We start from the raw sequence: 20,818 nt of genomic DNA on the forward strand, positions 1-20,818 counted from the left end.
ACATCGCAAGTATAGTTTACTTCTTCTGGTGATAGATTTCAAGGGTTAGGAGTGACTTTTCATGAATAAAGAATATACAAAAGCCTTGTCTATAGTAGAAAATACCTTAAAGGATATAAATAGAGTTTATAATAAGGCAGAATATAAAGAATTTGAAGATATAAAAGCATATTAAGCTATGGAAAACCTTATAGAGCACTTAGAAAGCTTTATAGGAGAAATAAAGCACTATTCAAAGGTTGTTATGGAAGGGTGTTTAAGCTTAAATATTAATAAGAGGTATAGTATTAATAACATTGAATTAACTTGTGGACAACCTATAGAAGCTTATAATCCACAATATGGCCAATGGGAAGCTGGAAGGGTAGAACATAGCAACAAGTACGACGGTTATTATTTCTATAACTATGATGATAGACACAAAGCTTTATTTAATGGTATGAAGGTTAGAATAAGAATTTAAGTTATCTAAATTTCTAAGAGTTTGGATAGTGTTAAAATTTAAGAGTTAAGGGTGAGAAAATGGCGATACCAATATTTTTAGCTTATATTGATTTTTGTAATCGTAGAAATAGAGTACCGGAGCTAAAAGAATTATTAATATGGAAGTTGATATATAACAATAGATAATTTCAAAGTGGTTACTAAGCAAGTATTTGTGATAACCACAAGGGAAGTGATGAAATGTATTGTGTTATACAGAAAATAAAAAATAAAAAGGTTAATTCCCATGGAGCTGCTAAAGGAATAAAGGTTACAGAAACTAAAATTAGCCTCAACAATGGTCCCGTAAAGATTCTTTATGGGTACTCATATACCGAAGAGAGGTTTGAAAGACCTTTAAAGTATTCATATAAGATAAGTATTCATAAGAGCTATAGGGAGAATGGAAAGGTCAAAAAGAAACAGTGGGTTATATGCACAATGGATTACTATAGCATAGCTGAGGACTGGACATGGGTAGGTGACCATGCCTTAGGATTAAGTGATAAACTTCAAGATATAGGCATAACAGAGGATGAATTATGTGATATGGTATATGTTAAGCTTCAACCTATAATAGATACAATTATGGCTGAGTTTGAAGCTACAGAAGAATTTAAAGTTAGTGAAGAGTATAGAGCTAAAATTAAAGAGTATTTTAGAGTTAAAGCTGACTTTGAGAAAAAGTATGGAGACAGCACTTATGACTATTGCTATGATGTTTTTGGAGTTCTAAGGAATGAGGAATACTTAAAGAAATTAAAGGCTAGTTATGAGAGTTATAGTAGTTATCATGACAAAAGTTACAGTAACTACAACTACGATAATAATTATAATTTTAGTGGTTACTCTAAATCAAGTGAAAGTACCTACACAGAAGAAGAAAAAGAGTATTTAAAAGCAATATATAAAGCTGCAGCTCTTAAACTTCATCCAGATATTAAAAAAGATAACGGAGAGGGCATGAAGTTTTTAAATAAGCTTAAAGAAGAATGGGGAGTGTAGTAGTTACTAAATAAAGTCACCTAGTAACTACAGTAAAGCATTGAAAACACTAGCTTTAAGAGTAGTTTTATAGTAAAATAAATATAAAGATAAATAATAAATTTAATATTTAAGTACTGCACTATAATAAGTGTAAGGCATTAGAGATAATAGCCACAGGAAATATAGCTTAACTCAAAGTAGAGTTAGTTATTTTCTTGTGGCTTTTTATTTTAAGAGAGGTGTAATTAATGGATCAGCAAATTAAAGATGCAAGAAATAAGTACATGAGAGAATGGAGGGCAAAGAACAAAGATAAGGTAAAAGCAGCACAAGAAAGATACTGGAAGAGAAAGGCAAAGCTAGAGTTAAATAATTAGAGATAAGGAAGGTAGTAAGATATGATAAATGCACAAAACTATAAAAATGGAGTAATTAAATTATGGGAAGTATATAAGGAGTTTGTCCTAAAAGCTAAAAAACAAATGAAAGATGTTAATGCTGATTTGAACTATACGGAAGAAGGTAAACGTAATAAGAAAAATGAGTTAATACAACAAATACAAGTTGCAAATGAAAGGCAAGGTAAAGAATTACTTAACTATATTCAAGAGGGTATTGAGTACTTAAATAGAAAATTAACACCAAGTACGGATCCAAAGAAACTGCTAGATACAATTAATCTTCTTAAAGAGATTGGGAGTACATTAAATGCTGAGGAAATACTTAAAATTACTGAGGAGTTCCATCAGAATCCAATAGCAATTAAATCAATTAATAATGTTATAGAGGATAGAGTGAAGCATATTCCATTTCCACCACTGTACCAAATAATAAAGATGCTTGAAGTTACAAGATTATATATAGAGCAGGCTATAGCAGCAGCTGGAAGTAACGAATTGTACCAAGATACATTTGAAGGATGGGAATTTAAGACTAAAATCGTTGAAATAAATATAAAAGATATTCCAGATAAACTATAGATTTAATTGGAGCTTAGGGCTGAATATTGCTCTTTAGCTCCTTAATTTATATGAAAATGATAACAATTGATAACATGTATTTTGTTAACAATTGTTAACGTGATAAGAAATGCTAAGGTCACAAGAGTGTTAGTAAATGTTAGTATTCGTGCGTATATAGAAAAATATAAAACTTGTCAAAACTTAGCTTTAATAATTATATATTGAACTTTTTGAACGCCCTAAAAAGGAGCTATCCGTCCTTTTCGACTACCTTAAAAAGAAGTATCTTGAGTTTTTTGAGTCCTTAAAAAGGATTTATTCGACACTTTTGGCACCCATAAAAAGGGCTATAGGGAGATTGTGGAGTCCATAAAAATAACTATCTGCAGTTTTTGCAGTCCATAAAAAGAAGCATTGCGAGGTTTGCGAGGCCTTAAAAAGAGGAAAAGAAGTAGTTCTTTGTACGAAATTCGTATGAAGCTGAAAATGTCTATACGGAGATTACGGAGTCCATAAAAAGGAGCAATTTAAAATGGTTAATAAAATAAAGTACTATTTTCAGTGCTTAGATAAAATGAAAGAGTTGCAAGGCAAGAGAGCAGTATCTACGAATAAGATTGAACAGATAAATTTGAATATAGAGATAAGAAGATTAGAAAATATTTTGGTGGATTATGACTTTATAATAGATAATATTCTTAATGATGAAGAGAGAAAGTATTTATTACTCAGATATAGAAAAAACATTTCTATAAAAAAGCTAGAAGCAATATTAAATAAGTCAGCTACTAGCTTACATAGGCTTGAAAATAGCATTATAACTAAGTTTAATTGAGGAAAGTAATAAAGCAAAATTAAGGAGAGATATTATGACTATTTTAATACATAGAAGCACTATGAGATTTAGAAAGAATATTATTAAAGAAGGATTAACATGGAGATATAGAAGTGGAATAGCTTCTCTTAATGATATAAAAAGTGAAAATGATGTATCTACAAATGAAATAAATTTTATCTTAAATCAATACAAGCCATACAATAAATATCCTTCAAATCAGATAGATAGGCATAAGTGCATCTTTATGACATTAAAAGATGATAATATTCCAACTGATAACTATAGAGATTTACTTATAAGTATTGACTCTAACTTTTTAGATTACAAGAAGTTATTTGTTGCCCCCTTTATATTAGTAAATCAAATAGTGTATGGATTAATTGAGAAATATTCAGTAGATAAGCTAGACTTAATAGCAAAGCATTATTGGAATAATTGTTTTTCTTTTTCCGATTATATAAATAACCAAAAAATAATAAATAATGTATTTGAAAGAGTATATAACATTAAATATATTCCAGAGGTATTGTATATGAGTGAAATAGATCCCAATTGTTTTGAGGTGATATAGTATGACCAATGAGGAATTAGTGCAATTATATCAAAATGGAGATAAACAAGCACTAGATAAGCTTATAGAACAAAATAGAGGTATTGTAAATAAACTAGTAAATAAGTTCTATACAGAGGGTACAAACTCAATAGATAGAGAGGACTTAGAGCAAGAAGGATATATAGGTCTTATTACTGCAGCTAGTAAGTATAAATCTGATATAGAGAATCCAGCTAAGTTTATAACCTATGCAATCTATTGGATATATCAGAGGATTAGTAGATTTGTTAAATATAGAAGCACTAATGAAGAAACAAGCCTTAATACTCCTGTTGGGGAAAATGGAGATACAGAGCTAATGGATTGCATAGAGGGTGTAGATTATAGCTTTGAGAATGTGGAAGAGCAGATATATAGGCAAGAGTTACGCATGGAGCTTGAGGAAGTCATGAGCAAATATAACACATTGCAAGCAAGAAATATATTAAAGCTTCACTATGGATGGGAGAATAATAGTTGCATGACATTAAATGAGATAGGGGAAATACTAGGGGTATCTGGAGAGAGAGCAAGACAATTAAAGAGTCAAGCCTTAAGAAAGATTAGGAGCTCTCCATGGGGAAGAGAATTAGCTAGGAAGTTTTATTGTGATGAAAAAGCAATTTATAGGGATAGTATTCCAGGTACTGTAGAAAGCATTAGTTTTGCACAAAGATATTTATATAATGAGGTGGTATAGTGAAACGTGAGGAAGTTATTAAATTAACTGATGAATGGCTTAAAAGTGTTCCTGATATTAAAGCTCGCATAAGGCTTATACACATAGCTATAGAGAAGGAGAACAATAGTATAGAGAACATAGACAAGCTTCAAAATGAACGCAACAGGCTTAATAAAAGGCTATCTAACATAATAGGTGCTATAGGTGGATTAAAGGAAGACAACCAAAGGATCTTATGCTATAAATACTTTGATAAGCTCACATATAAAGTTATAGGGTTAAGGACAGGACATACTTATGATACTATTAAAAGAAGGATTGATAAGAGCTTACTTGACATTGGAAGGGTATTGTTTGGATTTGAAGATGAGTTTTGGAATGAAATATGTATTGAATGAGACTAGGTAAAATTCCTAGTCTTTTTTCGGTTTAGAAGGATTTTTTTTAATTGTGAAGAATATGTATTAGAAGAAATAAAAAAATATGGTTCAGTGGAGGATTTATGTTAGATATACAGGTAAGGAGAATAGATAAATATTATTGTGATTTAACAGTTAATGGCATAACCGATTATAGGTGCTTTCAAAATGATAGATATTACAATGTAGATAATGATAAAGTGATACCAGAATTAATGAAAGCCAGTTTTTCAGAAATAAAAAGTTATTTTGATGATATCATATTTAAAATTGGATGTGATAACTATGATGAATTTTATGAAATAGAAGTTAGGCTTAAATTAAATGGTGGATACAAAAGTAAGAATAAGTGCCCATACATAAGCTTTTGTTTAAGGATGGACTGGGAGCTATGGAATAAACCATGGAGTATTGCTGATTTTGCTGAATCTTTCAAGAGATATACTAAGGATTTAAATTGTAAAGAGCTTGAATACTATCAAGATGATGAAGCAGTATGTAATGGATTTGGAGTGTTATTTTATTTAGAAGAACATGAAAATCTATTTAAAAATGAGTTTACCAAGTGTAATGAGACTTTCAAAAAAGTTTTAGATGAAGTATATTCTAAAGTTATATTAGAAGTAAATAAAAGCTCCCATACTGAAATTTTTCAATTTCCAAGTGAAATTGAGCCTATATGTAAGCAATATCTTGTATATTTTACTCAATTTCTAAAAGATATAGGAATCGAGGCTGATTCAGAATTAAAAAATGAAAGTGGAAAGCTATTATTTTCGGTTACACCAACTGATAAAAGTGAGGGTTTAGAAAGAATAAAAGAAGCATTGAATTGTTATTTAAACCTTCCAACTTCTAAGGAATTTGAGTTATATGGAAGTAATGAAATTGCTGTTCAGCAACTACAAGCTAATATTATGCATTTAAAATCTCAGTTAATGCTTGCAAGGAGTGCTATTCAATATAAGGATATGACTATAGAATCATTACAGTTATTAAACTATAAATATAATGCCTTAATTGAATGTGAAAATAATAGTGAGGATGAAACAAGAATTTTAAATGACATAATTACAGTTAAACCATATGAGTTTAATGGTGGAAGCATTAATTTGCCAAAATTACTTAAGATTTTAAAAAGAAATAGATAAGTACTAACATATAAATCAATCTTTCTAGTTTTCAACAATTACATTTTAACACAAAAAAGTATCTGTTAAATGCAGATACTTTTTTATTTAAAGGATTTTGAGACTTAATGCAGAAATATACGTTGGAGGGGGATGTGGAACATATGAAAATAAAAAATGGTAACAAATTTAAAATAAATATAAGTGAAATCCTTTTTTTTATATCATTTACTGTATTAGTAGGAGCAACAATTTACTTTATAAGTAAAGGGTTGAATTCAACAGATATTAAAATGGAGGTTACAAATACATATTCTGTAGATCAAGCAAATGCAATTAAAGCGATGGCGGATAGTACTGTGGGAAGAATTAATAATACTGTTGCTGTAAGTGCAATATTTTTTACAATAGTTGTGACTTCGATTTCTGTGTTTCAATATATGAAAACAAAAGATATAGATAAAATAAAAGAGGAACTAATAAAAGAAATGGATAAAAATCACAGGCTAATTAGATTAAAAACAAATAAAAGTAGTAAAAAGCTTGATGAAATTGAAACAGAGTATAGTGAAAAATTTAAGATACTACAAAAGGACTATACAAGGAAAAATAATGAAATTAACAATATGATGCGAGAACTAGAAGGGAAAATAAGGACGCTCGATTTGAAAAGTATTGAGTTAGATATAGATACAACTTATATAAAAATACGAGAGCTTAAAGGAAGAAACCAAATTCCTGTTACTGATGTAATTAATAGTTATGAAAAAATTAAAAGTTTGTGTGAGGAGCATACGAATATAAAATCTGAGGAGTTTCTATCAGAGATTTACAGGGGCTATGCTGAATATCGTTTACTTAGTATTGGTAATCTTTGCGATTACGATTATGTTAAAAATATGCTAGAAAAGTCCATAGAATTAACTGATAGTCCGATAAATGAAGATTTCTCGTATAGAATTTTGTTAATGTTAGAGAAAACTTTTCATAATAATTTAGAAAATGAGATTTATTATCTTAAGAAGATAGTAGAAGATAGTTACTATGATTTAGATATTTGTTTAGAACTGGCTGTAGCGTTAGATAGAAGAAACAACGAAGGCGACTTAGATGAATGTATTGAGTTATTAAAAACAAATATTAGAATCCATGGCATAAAAGCTAAGGTGGAAATAGTTAAAAAAGCAAATGATAATCAGTTTAGAAATTTAAAAAACTCAAATTTAGCAGAAGAAGCACATAAAATACTAAATATTGATAATGAATAGCTAATCAGTAGTAGTAATACTACTAATCTGCTACCAATGATTAAAGCTAGTATATACTTAATAATGGTTTAAGATAACTTGCTTTAATAAAAAAGTTTCTTCTAACCATTGAAAATAAAGAGTTACAATGCTTTGTTATGATAGGACAAGTCATAACATACCTTCTATCAGAAACAAACGGCACATGTTGAATGTGTGGCATTGATAGAGAAAAAATAGACTGATATTAATGTTTTCACGGTTTTAAGTGAATATTGAAGTGTATTTCCCTCAGACTAGGCGGTTTGAGGGAATTTTGATTTTGGACTATCCTTTGTACAGAACTAAGGATATTTACGTTAAAATTTGAGTTTTACAGGTTTGTTTAAATGAAAGTTGCTAAAACATTAATTGTAATGGTAATTATCTAATTCATTAAAAATAATGGAGAATTTGGTGAATTTAAGTGGGTGGTACGTAATCCAAAAGAATCACATCTATATTGGCCAAGCATATAATATATTAAACAATAACAATCAAATAATAATTCACATTCAATAAAAGCGAGGTTACAAGGTATGTTTGCACCATTTTTAATTTGCTTTAGGGAAGGTATAGAAATATTCTTAGTTATAATTCCCCTTGTGGTGTATTTTAATAAAAATAAACTATATAATATGACGAAAAGTGTGTTTGTAGGAGGGGCCTTGGGTGCATTCTTTGCAGCTGTAATTGCCAGTGTAATATTCTCACAGGTTGCTCTATTAAATGGTCCTGCAGGGGAGTTATTTGACGGTTTACTTGGAATTGTACTAGCTGCATTGGTATTGTACAGTGTGGTGCTTTTAAGAAAAAGTAAGACTTTTAATACCAATCCTGACGAAAAATTTATATCTTTAAGCCGCAAAGGAGTATCTATCATCGCAGGAATTACGATTTTTAGAGAGATGCTTGAAGCTACGTTATTCATTTTAACAAGCTCTAGCACTTCACCTATTATAGTAGCAGGTATGTCTATATTAGGTTTGATCACTGCAGCGTTATTTGTATATTTAGTATCGAAAGGAATATCTAATTTAAATATAGGAGTTGTATTTTATATTCTCAATTTATTTCTAGTTGGACTTGGCGCATACTATTTTGGTGATGGACTAGAGGTTTTGTTTAGTAGTTATATCCCTGGAATTTTCACAATCGGTATACTTGTATATGCTATACCTAGCTATATAATTATAGTGAAAAAAGATTTAAAAAAGCTTATGAATCGTATCAAGTAGAAATGTATCAGTTGTGTAAAATGAATATAAATCTATCATATTACTGGACAAGCAGTTTCTGACACTGTTTGTCTTTTTTTGTGTAACGAATACCACGGCCTAGGCCCGTGGTTCTAAAAAGCTTTTAGTTATGAGCAGAAAAAATAAACCTCCTTTGCTAAAATAGATACAGGTTCGCCAACCGCATCAATAACGAAGGAGCTTATCCAGTATGGATAGTCAAAGTTTAGTCCATTACTTTTTTGGAATTATATAATAACACTATTTGTGTTTAATAATGTTGACAAAAATAATAAACAAATATAGAATATGTTTATGTTAAATATAAACAAAAGGAGTCATGAGTATGGAGATTGATAACCTTTCAGTAGAAGAACTTAAGAAGGGGTATAGATTTGATATAGAAGATAATTCCTATATTTGCAACACTTGTGGAGAGGTATTTGAAGTAGGAGAAATTTTTTCTTTTAATGGTAGATTTTTTGAAGCATCTCGCGCTGTTAAAATACATATTGATATGGAACATGGAGATAATTTAAGGAATTTGCTTTATACAGAGTCAAAATACAATACCCTTACAAGTAATCAGAAAGAACTATTAGCTTTGATGTATTCGGAAGTATCAGATAAAGAAATTGCAAAACTGTTAGGCAACTCTCCTTCAACAGTAAGACATCAAAGGTTTATGTTTCGTGAAAAGGCGAAACAGGCAAAGCTATATTTAGCTATCTATGAAAAAGTAATGGAAAAAGGAGCATGGACCGATGAGGTAATCATACCTATTCATAGTAATGCAACTATGGTTGATCATCGTTATGTTATTACTGAAAAAGAAAAACAGGAAATATTAAAAACTTCATTTGAAAATTTATCCCCTTTAAGATTAAAAATATTTCCTAAAAAAGAAAAGAAAAAGGTTGTTGTTTTGACAAAAATATCTCAGCAGTTGGAGCGTGGAAAACGCTATACTGAAAAAGAGTTAAATGAAATATTAAATGAGATTTATGACGATTATGCGGTGATTAGACGGTACTTGGTTGATTATGGATATGTACAAAGAACTAAGGATTGCAAAGAATACTGGTTGAGATAAAAAAGTATATTAAAAGTTGAAGGAAAAGAGGTATCATTTATGGAGAGAAAAAAAGAACTTAAGGAATTGTACAAAAACATGAAGGCAGATATGGGATTATTTATTATTAAATCTAACTTCAATAATAAGTGCTACATAGAAGGAACTGAAGACTTGAAAGGTACCATAAACAGTACAAAATTTAAATTAAACTTCGGTAATCACCCTAACAAGGAGCTCCAACAACAATGGAAGGACAAGGGTGAATCAGATTTTACAATTGAGATATTGGATAAGCTTGAATATGATAAAGATGAATTAAAAGTTGATTATACTGAGGAACTAAATATATTAACGATGATATGGGAAGAAAAATTATCTAAAAAAGGCATGGAATTTTACAGAAAATAAGATAAATATGAGTTATTTTCATTGAGGTTAGGTAAGTATCGTTATTAGGATTAAGCTATAATATTATTGCATTTGGAGGAAAAATAAAAAAATCACATAATAAAATAAAATCTAAATGGGGTTATAATGGTGAATCATTTATTTAATTTTGAGATTAAAGATTGGGAAACCTGGGGAAAGGTGTATTGCTCTAAAGAAGAGTTTACACCACTGATAAAAAAGATATTTCATAATGAGGGTTTGAATTTCAAGCCACTTGAGAATTGTAAGCCAGGTGCCAATGGTGTTTTTAGAGTAGGAAAATATATTGCAAAGGTATTTGTTCCATTAGAATCTGGTTATAACAGTTTACCTGACTATAAAGCTGAAGTCTTTGCCCTGGAAAGGGCAAATGCAATTGGAGTTTCTGTACCGAAATTAGTTGCAAAAGGACAGATACAGGACAAATATCTTTTCCGATATCTTATTATGGATTTTGTAGAAGGGGAAACCTTAGGGGATATAAAAAGTACCCTGAGCAGATTAGAAAAAATTCATATTGCTAAGAATCTACGTAGTATTGTACAGCGATGGGCAACAAGGTGTGATAATTTCAATGGAATTAATGTTATGGAGCGAACCATGAACAGTAAGTGGTGGCAGGATGCGCCTGAAGAAATAAAGGAAAAGCAGAAAAAATACCTGGAAAACTTGAAAGTTGAGCCATTGGTATATGTACATGGGGATTTGACTGAAGATAATCTGATTATTGGTAGTAATGGAAAAATTACAGTTATTGATTTTGCAGATTCCTTATGTGCTCCGGCAATCTATGAGGAAATGACAGTGATTTGTGATGCTTTTAGCTTTGATAAGGATTTTTTAGAAGGATATTATGGGAATAGTAGTTCCGAAGAACTATTAGAAATTTGTATAAATTCTATACTATGTCATGAATATGGTTATCATGTTGTTAAAAAAGTTTTTGGTTCAGTGAACAGTTTTAATGAGTTAAGGGATAAAATAAAAGGAAAATTAGCAACTTAAAATTAATATATTTATCCTGTTACTACGCCTGTGAATTTATCACATGATTTTTGGATACTCAGGGCATGTGAAAGTTGGCAGGAAGCTTTTCAAAATGGAAGATGATACGAAGTTATGTTTACTCTATTAATATGGAGAAAGTTACTTTAATGTTAAGAAAGCAGGGAATGCGATAATGATAGGAACGAAGAGGGAAAATATAAAGCCAGGTACAAGAGTGAGAGTCGTACAAAAACAAGACCAGCCCACAGGGAGATTAACGGAAGGTGTTGTTCTTAAAATCCTTACAAATTCACAGACTCACCCACATGGCATTAAGGTTATGCTTGAAGGTGGTATTGTAGGGAGAGTTAAGTATATTATAGATTAAAAAAAATGGTAGCCATATAAGTTATAATTTATTTAAAAGGGACACTTCTAACTTGATGTTTTTACAATGTTGAGAAGTGTCCCTTTTGTGTTGCAAATAAGTATGATGATGGAATCATAATTTATAGATTTATTTCCGCCAGTGTCCAAACCTACGAAACTGTGATTGACCTATTTCTACGATGGAGCATATGTAAAAAGGTTAAGTGCTTAACGATTGGCAGTGAATATACTGAAACTCTCCACTATAGCACCAGAGTTTTAGTTCTATGCTATAATGAAAAATGCAATTTGGATAACTAAAGGATAAGAAGCATATGACTTGGCTTAGGGGCTATTATATTCCTTCATTTAGGTGAAAGTGATAGAAAGAAATAATTAGTTATGTATGAGATTTCATAAGTAAATAATAGAAAATTAAAAATGAAAGGGTGAATGTTATGAATAGAGAAAAACAAAACTGGAAGAAAGTATTTGCGTTGATTTATACAGGACAAGCATTTTCAATTATTGGTTCAGCTGCAGTACAGTTTGCTATTATCTGGTGGCTAACTGTAAAGACGGGCTCTGCAATAACCTTGACCAGTGCATCAATTGTTGGCTTCTTGCCACAGGCACTTATAGGGCCCTTTGCAGGGGTATGGGTAGACAGATACAACAGAAAAACGGTAATGATTCTGGCAGATTCTCTGGTTGCCCTATCCAGTGTAGTACTTGGAGTAGCCTTCCTTCTTAAAGAGCCGTCAGTTTCATTCATATACGGAATATTATTTATAAGAGCCCTAGGAAGTACCTTCCACGCACCAGCCCTCCAAGCTTCTATTCCAATGCTAGTGCCACCTGAAGATTTAGTAAAGGCTGGAGGTTTTGGGCAGATGATTAATTCAGGAACAAGCATGGCTGGACCAGTGATTGGAGCAGCATTAATGTCAGTAGCCAGTATTCAAAGTATCATGCTAGTAGATATTATTGGAGCAGCACTGGCAATAATAACACTTTTATTTGTTAAAATACCTGATATCAAAGGGATTAAAAGAGAATTAAACTTTATTGAAGATATGAAACAGGGGATAAAGGCAATAGGGAGTAATAGACCACTAAGGGCACTTACCTTGCCGATAATTTTGACCACAATAGCGTATGTACCACTTAGTTCTCTCTTTCCGCTTTTAATACGTGTTCATTTCAATGGAACTGCATGGCACAATGGAGTAACTCAGTTCTTTTTTGCAACAGGCTTATTGGTATCCTCACTGGTCATTGGTGTTTGGGGAGGCCTTAAAAAACAATTTCTTATGATCTCACTTTCACTTATGTTCCTTGGAATTGTTGCTAGTATTGGTGGTGTTCTACCCTCAAACCTTTTCATTGGTTTCGTAGGTATTTCATTTCTTATAGGCTTTATAGGAACCTTCTTTTCAATTCCATATATGGCCTATATGCAAAGATCTGTTGAGCAAGAAAAGCTTGGAAAGGTAATGTCCCTAATGATGAGCATAATGAGCTTGGCAACTCCTGTTGGTCTTGCCATATCTGGTCCTATCTCAGAACTCATTGGGGTTAATATATGGTTTGAAGTATCAGGAGTTGCAATATTTTTCTCAGGTGTTCTATGTTATTTTATGACTAGAAAATATGAGTAAATTCCATAGTAGAAGGAGGAAGAAACATGGAGGAACAATTTATTGTACTAAAGGGATGTAGGGAGAATAACTTGAAAAATGTATCCTTAAGGATACCTAAAAGAAAGATAACTATTTTCACAGGGGTTTCCGGTTCAGGAAAATCATCTATTGTTTTTGAGACCATTGGCAGGGAAGCACAGCGACAATTAAATGAAAATTTTAGTGCCTTCGTTAGAACTTTTTTACCAAAATGTGGAGAGGTGAAGGCAGACCGCATAGAAAATCTTTCTACTCCAATAATTATTGATCAAAAGAGAATAGGTTCTAACTCAAGATCAACCTTGGGAACAATCACAGACATTAATTCCTTTATCAGAGTATTGTTCTCAAGAATAGGAGAGCCATATATTGGACTTGCAAACAAATTTTCCTTTAATGATATAAGCGGTATGTGCCCTGAGTGCGAAGGCCTTGGGAAGAAATTAACTGTGGATTTGGATAGGATACTTGATAGGGGCAAGTCCTTAAATGAAGGTGCTATTTTGCTATCAGGTTTTGGAGTTGGCTCCTGGCATTGGAAAATCTTCACTGATTCGGAGTTCTTTGATAACGATAAAAAGATATGTGACTATACAAAGGAAGAGTTAGATAAATTTCTACATGGCGCCCCTGAAAAAATAAAGTTGGTAGAGGGTGGAAATATGAATATAACTTATGAAGGGCTCATTGTAAAGTTTAATAGGTTGTATTTAAAGAAGGATGGAGATATGTCCGAGGCTTCCATGAAAAAGTTAAGTAGCTTATTATTTGAAGGAAAGTGCCCACTTTGTGGTGGTAAAAGGCTCAATAAGGAAGCCTTAAAGCCTTTAATTAAAGGGTATAATATATGGGATTTTTTATCCATGCAAATCGATGAACTCGTAAAAGTAATTAATGATATTGACGTTAAGAAAGCTCAGCCAGTAATTGAAAGTATAAAGGAAAAGCTCAATAATATCATAGATATAGGCCTTGGGTATTTAACTTTAGACAGGGAGACATCCACGCTTTCAGGTGGCGAGTCTCAACGTATAAAAATGGTTAAGCATTTAAATAGCAGTCTATCAGATTTGATGTATATCTTTGATGAACCTAGCATTGGGCTCCATCCTAGGGATGTCCACAGGTTAAATGAACTTTTAGTTAAACTCAGGGATAAGGGAAACACAGTGCTTGTAGTTGAGCATGACCCCGATGTTATTCAGATTGCAGATTATATTGTCGATGTTGGACCCTTAGCAGGTACAAAAGGAGGGAGTATAGTTTATGAGGGCAACTATGATGAACTATTGACCTCAGGCACACTAACAGGAAATGCTTTACGTAAGAGTCTTCAAATAAAGAAGGAACCAAGAAAGCATAAGGGATATTTAGAAGTTAATAATTGTTGCTTGAATAATTTGAGAAATGTGTCAACTAAAATTCCAAAAGGTGTTTTAACTGTTGTTACTGGGGTTGCAGGCTCTGGCAAGAGTACACTTATGAAACATGAATTTTTAAGACAAAACAAAGATGCAGTTCTAATTGACCAGAGTGCTGTTTCAGCAAATTCTAGATCCAATATAGCTACTTACAGCGGCATAATGGATAACATAAGAAAAGCTTTTGCCAAGGAGAATGGGGTAAGCGCATCTTTCTTTAGCTCTAACTCGGAAGGGGCTTGCGAAAATTGCAATGGCCTTGGAGTTATTGAAACAGAACTTGCCTTTATGGAAAGTTCTAAAAATACATGCGAAGTTTGTGAAGGAAAGAGATTTAAAAAGGAAGTATTAGAATACACTTTTAAAAAGAAAAACATTGTTGAGGTTCTCGAAATGTCAGTTTCACAAGCTTTAGTATTTTTCAATGAAAAACAAATAAAAACAAAGCTTAAGTCCATAGAAGAAATGGGAATAGGCTACTTAACTCTCGGACAGTCCCTGGATACACTATCAGGTGGGGAATGTCAAAGGCTAAAACTTGCTAATGAAATGCATAAAGATAGTTTAGTGTATGTTATGGATGAACCGTCTACGGGACTTCATATGGCAGATATAGAAAACTTTATAGGTATTGTTGAAAGGATTGTGGATAACGGAAATACAGTTATTATAATAGAGCATAACATTGAAATTATAAGAAGTGCAGATTGGATCATTGACCTTGGACCAGAGGGCGGATCCAAGGGTGGAGAGATAATATTTGAAGGGACTCCAAAGCAATTAGCTAACTGTAAAACATCATTAACAGCCCAATATATTTAGTTTATTAGTGTGAAAGTATTTAATTTATAAGATTTTAATTAATGTACATCATTAATGGAATATTTATCTTCAAATTAGTATTGTATGGATATAGATTTTGTGATAAAAGTATTTTTATTTAGTAAAAGTGTAAAGTTTGAAAACTTTACACTTTTATACTTTATCATAACTCATTCTTAAAGAAGAATTAGTTTGACAAAAACATTTATTGGTTTTAGAGTGAGTATATATTCACTTAAAAAAGAAGGGGGAATATATTTTTATTATGCCATCTCCAGCCGTTATAACTGGTTTTTTATTTAAGGAAGGAGAATAATCTATGATATCTGAAAGTTGTGAGTTTATGGTAGTTTCGGCGAACAAATAAGGGGAATAAAGATAGGATATCAATAATTATTAAAGTGAAATTTGAATTCCCTTTGAAGAAGTAACAATTAAGCACAATCTTATAAAGATTTGCCATACTTATAAATAACATATTTAATGATTATTTCCCAAAGGCATAAATCATGAGAATTGCACAACCCCCCCCTTAGTTTTAGGGGGGGTATTTTATGTGCAAAATACTCATGCTTTTTTCTCATCTTTAAGTCTGGCCAGCTTTCTTACCATCACTTAATATTTTGCTGCTGTAATTAATTTATCTTTTCAATGGTCACAGGTGTGGCCTTTCAAACCAATCCTTGGATAGTTGATTTTCAGATGTGATAGACGCTTACCCGAGTTGTAAAGCTCTAATATTGTATGTTATAAGTCATTGGTATATGTTGTAAACTTCTTTATACAGAAAATCTTCCTAAAAGGAGTAAAGTACATTTAAAGATATTACATAAAACTATTGGTTTACATAAAATTGAAACAAATGTATAATATTACTGTAAATTGTAAAAAATTACTGAAAATTGTAGAATGTTGAGGTGTCCGAGATGCTCTTAAAGAGAAAAAGTGCTTTCTTCTCTTATTATTTAAAGCCTTATAAATACGAATTTGATGAGACAATAACAAATATAAATCTTAAAAGATCTCAAGTATTAACCATTGTATTATTTATAGTTAATGCTTTACTATTAGTTTTGGATTTGCTTATATACAAATCAATGAGGAGTGTAGTTCCTGCATATTCCTATTTATATTATGCACATTTAATTGTCATGCCTTTTCTCATGGTTTTCTTAGGGTTAGGCATCTTTATAAAAAAACAAAATAATTCTGTTTGTAAAAAAGTTTTTATATACTCTTTAATCTTCATAACTATGATATGGTGTAGCTTCATAGGAATAAACTCCATATATATTACTGGAGGAATATCTGCGTATATTATCTGTATGTTTTCTTTTGCTACATGCTTTCTTATCCGCCCACTGAAAACATTTTTTATCTACTCAATTTCATTAGTTTTTTTCATATATGGACTAATATTGAGTGTTGATACAGTGCAAGTTTTATACAGCACTATGGTGAATGTATTAATTACAGTTGTTTTAGCGCAAATAATCTCATCCTTAAACTATGCTTCCTATTGTAAGGATTTCTTAAACAAAAAACGTATTGTGGAAAGCAAACAGATGCTAGAAGCTGTAAATGCAAAATTACAGGAGTACGAGAAAACTAGAACTGACTTCTTTGCAAATATTTCTCATGAACTGAGAACACCTCTAAATGTTATATACACTGCTGAACAAATGCTTGATAATAGCATGAAAGGTAGTAGCTTAGATAGAAATCAAATCAATAAATATTTTAAAATGATAAAGCAAAATACTTACAGGCTGCTGAGGCTAATTAATAACCTAATAGATATTACAAAAATTGATGGGGCTAGTTTTAAAATAAAATTGATAAATTTTGATATAGTAAAAACAGTGGAGGATATTAGTATTTCTGTTGCAGAGTTTATTGAACATAATGGAATAACATTAACTTTTGATACAGAAATAGAAGAAAAAATTATAGCTTGTGATCCTGATAGTATCGAAAGAATTATCTTAAATCTTTTAGCTAATGCCGTAAAGTATGGGAAAGAAAGCGGCTCTATATTTGTTGATATATTTTTAGAGAAAAATTATGTTTGTATTTCAGTTAAAGACACTGGTATAGGAATACCCGAGGATATGTGTAATTTGATTTTTGATAGGTTTACGCAGGTGGATACTTCATTAAAAAGAAGTAATGAAGGAAGTGGTATTGGACTAGCATTAGTAAAGTCCTTGGTGGAAATGCATGGAGGTAATATCTCAGTAAAAAGTAAACTTGGAGAGGGGAGCGAGTTCATAATTAGGCTTCCTGATATAATGATTCCTGAGAGTAATGAACAGATTTGCTCATCTCTATTAGATGAAAAAAATATAAATAGGATAAATATCGAGTTCTCAGATATCTATCTATAGAAATCATGGCTTTTTTATATTTCGTTTTCTTCTTCAAGCATTGACATCTTTTTTATTATGGTGTGGTATTTTGCTGTTGCAACTACTTTGTCTTTTCCAATGGTCACAGGCATTGCCCTTAAAATCCATTCAGGTTAAAAATAATTTTAAAAAATAAAGTATGCCCCATAAGGGGCATACTTTATCTATATAATAACCCATGGAAAAGAAAAAGTCTATTATTTTATTTGTTTTTACCTTATAATTTCTATTGTCGCGACAATAGAAGATTTAGTGAGGAGAATAATTATGAATAAGAAGAAGATAGCAAATATTCCATTTGGTCCATACATTACGGTTTTAGCAGGATCAACTGTTAATGGAAAACCTAACTACACAACTATTGGCGCATACGGAGTTGTAAGTCAAAAACCTGTACTATATATTTCGTTGAAAAACTCTCATTGTACAACTACTGGAGTATTAGAAAATGGATTTTTCACTGTAAATATTCCATCATCTGAGACAGTTGAAAAAACTGATTATTGCGGCACTGTTTCTGGTAATAAAGTAGATAAATCAGAGATTTTTGAATCCTTTTATGATGAAGCAGGAAATGCACCAATGATAAAAGAGTGTCCTGTAAATTATCTGTGTAAGGTAATACAAACCATACCAGTATTTGATTTCACAATGTTTCTAGGTGAAATTGTTGCTGCATACGGAGATGAAGAGTGTCTAGAAAATGGAAGACCTAATGCACTGAAAGTTAAACCAACAGTATTAATGGACTCAGGATATTTTGATTTGAATAATAGGGTAGGGTCCATATTCAAGGCATGTAAGGGTAGTAGATAAAAGATGATTTGATAAGAATACAGTACTTACTTATTGAATAATTTTTATACCTGAATAAATATATTTTTATAAAGTAAGTATAATAAAGATACGTTTTTTTGTTCTAAGCTTCTGTTATAGTAGAAGTAATAATTAATGGAGGTAACGCAATGGATATAGTAAAAAATAATATACCAAAATACATTGTAGAAAGTAATGGAATATTTATTACAACTGGGATAATGGCATCTGGAAAATCCACAGTAGCTATGATTTTGAAAGACATAAGCTAATAAGAAAAATATAAAAAGCTAAAAGGAGTGAGTACTTTATGATAGGACCAGATAGGAAAAAGCTATACCCAAACGAAAATATTAAAACAGTTTGCTACATAAGTAATTTACCTAAAAGAACAAATGTAGAAATCGGAGAATATACTTATTATAGTGATAATAAAAAGTCTCCAGAGAAATTCTATGACAATATAGAACATCATTATGAATTTCTAGGAGATAAGTTAATAATAGGTAAATTTTGCGCAATAGCAGAGGGTGTTAAGTTTATTATGAACGGAGCAAATCATAGAATGGATGGTATAACAACTTACCCATTTAATATATTTGGTGGAGGCTGGGAGAAGGTTACTCCTACAATAGAACAGTTACCCCTTAAGGGTGATACGGTAATTGGAAATGATGTTTGGATAGGTGAAAATGTAACCATTATGCCTGGTGTTAAAGTTGGTGATGGTGCCATTATTGCTACTAACTCAACTGTAGTAAAAAATATTGAACCATATTCAATATATGGTGGCAATCCAGCTAAACTTATTAAGAAACGTTTTAGTGAAGAAAAAATAGAATTATTACTAAAGCTTAAATGGTGGAATTGGGACGAAAAGAAGATATTCAATAATCTTGAAAAGCTTACATCTGAAGCTGGTTTAGAAGAGTTAATGGAGTAATATTTTATTATATTTATATTCTAAGGCCTCCTTGAATTCAAGGAGGCTTTTTTCATGAAATGAATTACGTGCACATTTTAATATAATATATGAAAAACTATGTTGAGTGTGTTGATAAGATAAGAAAGAAATGAGCTGATGTTAAAGTTTTTGCTTTTTTAGAGCAAATAACATATTTGGAAGCTCTCATAAAAATCAAACAAACATATTAACAATCTAAAAAGTGTGCTTTTCTTTTATATGGAAATAAAGAATATTAAAACTCTCCACTATACTACCAGAGTTTTTGGGGTATGCTATAATGATAAATACAATTTGGTGATACAAGGATGGAGGTATCAAATGAGAAACTATAGTACTTCTGAAGTTGCTAAATTAATGGGGGTACATCCTAATACTATTATGTTATATGAAAAATGGGGCTATATTATTTCTGTGGAAAGAAAAGAGAATGGTTATAGGATTTATACCGAAGCACATCTAGATCAGATTAAACTTATAAGAATTGCTTTAAAAGGCGAATTAATTAAATGCTACATGAAGTTTGAAGTTCAAAATATTATAAGAAGTGCAGCTCAAGGAGAGTTAGTAAAGGCATTAGAGTTAAGTAAGGAGTATTTAGCACATATAAAAAAGGAAAAGAATAGTGAACTTAAGGTTATGAAAGTAATCGAGGAAATATTAAAGAGTGACTTGCCGGAGGAAAGGAATACTTCATTAAAAAGAAATGAAGTAGCAAAGCTACTTGGGGTGTCAATAAATGTAATTATAAACTGGGAGAGAAATGGATTTATTGAAGTGCCAAGAACCAAAAATGGTTATCGAACTTATGGACAGGATGAAATAAAATTACTTAGAGTTATTAAAGCTTTGAGGAAGGAAAACTACTGCACTCAGTGCATATCCAGGATGGTAAAAAAGCTCAAGGCTAAAAATGAGGAAAAGGATATATTTTTATATGAAGAAAAAAATGGCGCGGGTCACTGGCTGTTGTCTTCACTTCCTGAAGCTGAGAGCAATGCAAAGGAATTGATTAGTTATATAAGAGAATTAATAATTAAGCGAAAAGGTTAAAGTGAAGGTATGAAAAGGGAACAAGCTTTTTCCAGCGTGTTTTGTCGGCATAAGTTGTAGTGTTGGTAGCTATGCCAATGTGAGCCTAACATGTGATGGCGTAGGTATTGCATATAAAATTAATCTTGTATTATAAAAGTATAATGTTTCATTTTATCTTCCCTCAAACCTCATA

General features: G+C 31.3%; 22 protein-coding genes. All 22 read left to right on the top strand.

The window, feature by feature from the left end; genetic code table 11:
• The first annotated feature begins 178 nt into the window (after positions 1–178).
• Positions 179–463: a DUF5348 domain-containing protein gene (locus C661_RS0104670; RefSeq protein ID WP_017414145.1), complete on the top strand. Its 285-nt coding sequence runs from the start codon at positions 179–181 to the stop codon at positions 461–463.
• A 221-nt stretch (positions 464–684) separates the two neighbouring features.
• The gene (locus tag C661_RS0104675) at positions 685–1,488 is read left to right on the top strand and encodes a hypothetical protein (RefSeq protein WP_017414146.1); all 804 of its coding nucleotides are present in this window, start codon (positions 685–687) and stop codon (positions 1,486–1,488) included.
• 230 nt (positions 1,489–1,718) lie between these two features.
• Positions 1,719–1,847: a hypothetical protein gene (locus C661_RS24385; protein ID WP_017414147.1), complete on the top strand. Its 129-nt coding sequence runs from the start codon at positions 1,719–1,721 to the stop codon at positions 1,845–1,847.
• 21 nt (positions 1,848–1,868) lie between these two features.
• Positions 1,869–2,450 (top strand): hypothetical protein, encoded by a 582-nt coding sequence (locus C661_RS0104685; protein WP_017414148.1) that lies wholly within the window; start codon positions 1,869–1,871, stop codon positions 2,448–2,450.
• A gap of 514 nt (positions 2,451–2,964) precedes the next feature.
• Positions 2,965–3,267: a hypothetical protein gene (locus C661_RS0104690; RefSeq protein ID WP_017414149.1), complete on the top strand. Its 303-nt coding sequence runs from the start codon at positions 2,965–2,967 to the stop codon at positions 3,265–3,267.
• Positions 3,268–3,301: 34 nt separating this feature from the next.
• Positions 3,302–3,841, top strand: a complete 540-nt coding sequence (locus C661_RS0104695) for a hypothetical protein (RefSeq protein ID WP_017414150.1) — start codon at positions 3,302–3,304, stop codon at positions 3,839–3,841.
• Position 3,842: 1 nt separating this feature from the next.
• Complete coding sequence (locus C661_RS0104700) at positions 3,843–4,562, top strand: sigma-70 family RNA polymerase sigma factor (RefSeq protein WP_017414151.1); 720 nt, start codon at positions 3,843–3,845, stop codon at positions 4,560–4,562.
• Positions 4,562–4,942 carry a hypothetical protein gene (locus C661_RS0104705; protein ID WP_017414152.1) on the top strand — a complete coding sequence of 127 codons (381 nt, stop codon included), beginning with the start codon at positions 4,562–4,564 and terminating at the stop codon, positions 4,940–4,942. The genes C661_RS0104700 and C661_RS0104705 overlap by 1 nt, the downstream gene beginning before the upstream one ends.
• Before the next feature lie 104 nt (positions 4,943–5,046).
• Positions 5,047–6,114 (top strand): hypothetical protein, encoded by a 1,068-nt coding sequence (locus C661_RS0104710; RefSeq protein ID WP_017414153.1) that lies wholly within the window; start codon positions 5,047–5,049, stop codon positions 6,112–6,114.
• A 143-nt stretch (positions 6,115–6,257) separates the two neighbouring features.
• The gene (locus C661_RS0104715; RefSeq protein ID WP_017414154.1) at positions 6,258–7,361 is read left to right on the top strand and encodes a hypothetical protein; all 1,104 of its coding nucleotides are present in this window, start codon (positions 6,258–6,260) and stop codon (positions 7,359–7,361) included.
• 557 nt (positions 7,362–7,918) lie between these two features.
• Positions 7,919–8,617, top strand: coding sequence for an FTR1 family protein (locus tag C661_RS0104720; protein ID WP_017414155.1), 699 nt, complete (start codon positions 7,919–7,921; stop codon positions 8,615–8,617).
• 346 nt (positions 8,618–8,963) lie between these two features.
• Positions 8,964–9,710 carry a DUF2087 domain-containing protein gene (locus tag C661_RS0104725; protein WP_017414156.1) on the top strand — a complete coding sequence of 249 codons (747 nt, stop codon included), beginning with the start codon at positions 8,964–8,966 and terminating at the stop codon, positions 9,708–9,710.
• Between the two features lie 39 nt (positions 9,711–9,749).
• Positions 9,750–10,100 (top strand): GIY-YIG nuclease family protein, encoded by a 351-nt coding sequence (locus C661_RS0104730; protein ID WP_017414157.1) that lies wholly within the window; start codon positions 9,750–9,752, stop codon positions 10,098–10,100.
• A gap of 126 nt (positions 10,101–10,226) precedes the next feature.
• Positions 10,227–11,126, top strand: coding sequence for an aminoglycoside phosphotransferase family protein (locus C661_RS0104735; RefSeq protein ID WP_017414158.1), 900 nt, complete (start codon positions 10,227–10,229; stop codon positions 11,124–11,126).
• 175 nt (positions 11,127–11,301) lie between these two features.
• A complete protein-coding gene (locus tag C661_RS0104740; protein WP_017414159.1) occupies positions 11,302–11,496 on the top strand; it encodes a YwbE family protein in 195 nt (64 codons plus the stop codon).
• A 439-nt stretch (positions 11,497–11,935) separates the two neighbouring features.
• Positions 11,936–13,138 (top strand): MFS transporter, encoded by a 1,203-nt coding sequence (locus C661_RS21345; protein ID WP_017414160.1) that lies wholly within the window; start codon positions 11,936–11,938, stop codon positions 13,136–13,138.
• 26 nt (positions 13,139–13,164) lie between these two features.
• Positions 13,165–15,402, top strand: a complete 2,238-nt coding sequence (locus C661_RS0104750; protein ID WP_017414161.1) for an ATP-binding cassette domain-containing protein — start codon at positions 13,165–13,167, stop codon at positions 15,400–15,402.
• Positions 15,403–16,856: 1,454 nt separating this feature from the next.
• Positions 16,857–17,789, top strand: coding sequence for a sensor histidine kinase (locus C661_RS23900; RefSeq protein ID WP_192812646.1), 933 nt, complete (start codon positions 16,857–16,859; stop codon positions 17,787–17,789).
• 288 nt (positions 17,790–18,077) lie between these two features.
• Entirely contained in the window at positions 18,078–18,626 is a 549-nt protein-coding gene (locus C661_RS0104765) for a flavin reductase family protein (RefSeq protein ID WP_017414164.1), read from the top strand.
• A gap of 149 nt (positions 18,627–18,775) precedes the next feature.
• Complete coding sequence (locus C661_RS24390) at positions 18,776–18,898, top strand: hypothetical protein (protein WP_017414165.1); 123 nt, start codon at positions 18,776–18,778, stop codon at positions 18,896–18,898.
• A 38-nt stretch (positions 18,899–18,936) separates the two neighbouring features.
• Positions 18,937–19,569: a Vat family streptogramin A O-acetyltransferase gene (locus C661_RS0104775; protein ID WP_017414166.1), complete on the top strand. Its 633-nt coding sequence runs from the start codon at positions 18,937–18,939 to the stop codon at positions 19,567–19,569.
• Between the two features lie 342 nt (positions 19,570–19,911).
• Positions 19,912–20,643, top strand: coding sequence for a MerR family transcriptional regulator (locus C661_RS0104780; RefSeq protein WP_017414167.1), 732 nt, complete (start codon positions 19,912–19,914; stop codon positions 20,641–20,643).
• Positions 20,644–20,818: the final 175 nt, after the last annotated feature.

The sequence above is a fragment of the Clostridium tunisiense TJ genome (genome assembly GCF_000300195.1).
GTDB classification, from domain to species: domain Bacteria; phylum Bacillota; class Clostridia; order Clostridiales; family Clostridiaceae; genus Clostridium_J; species Clostridium_J tunisiense.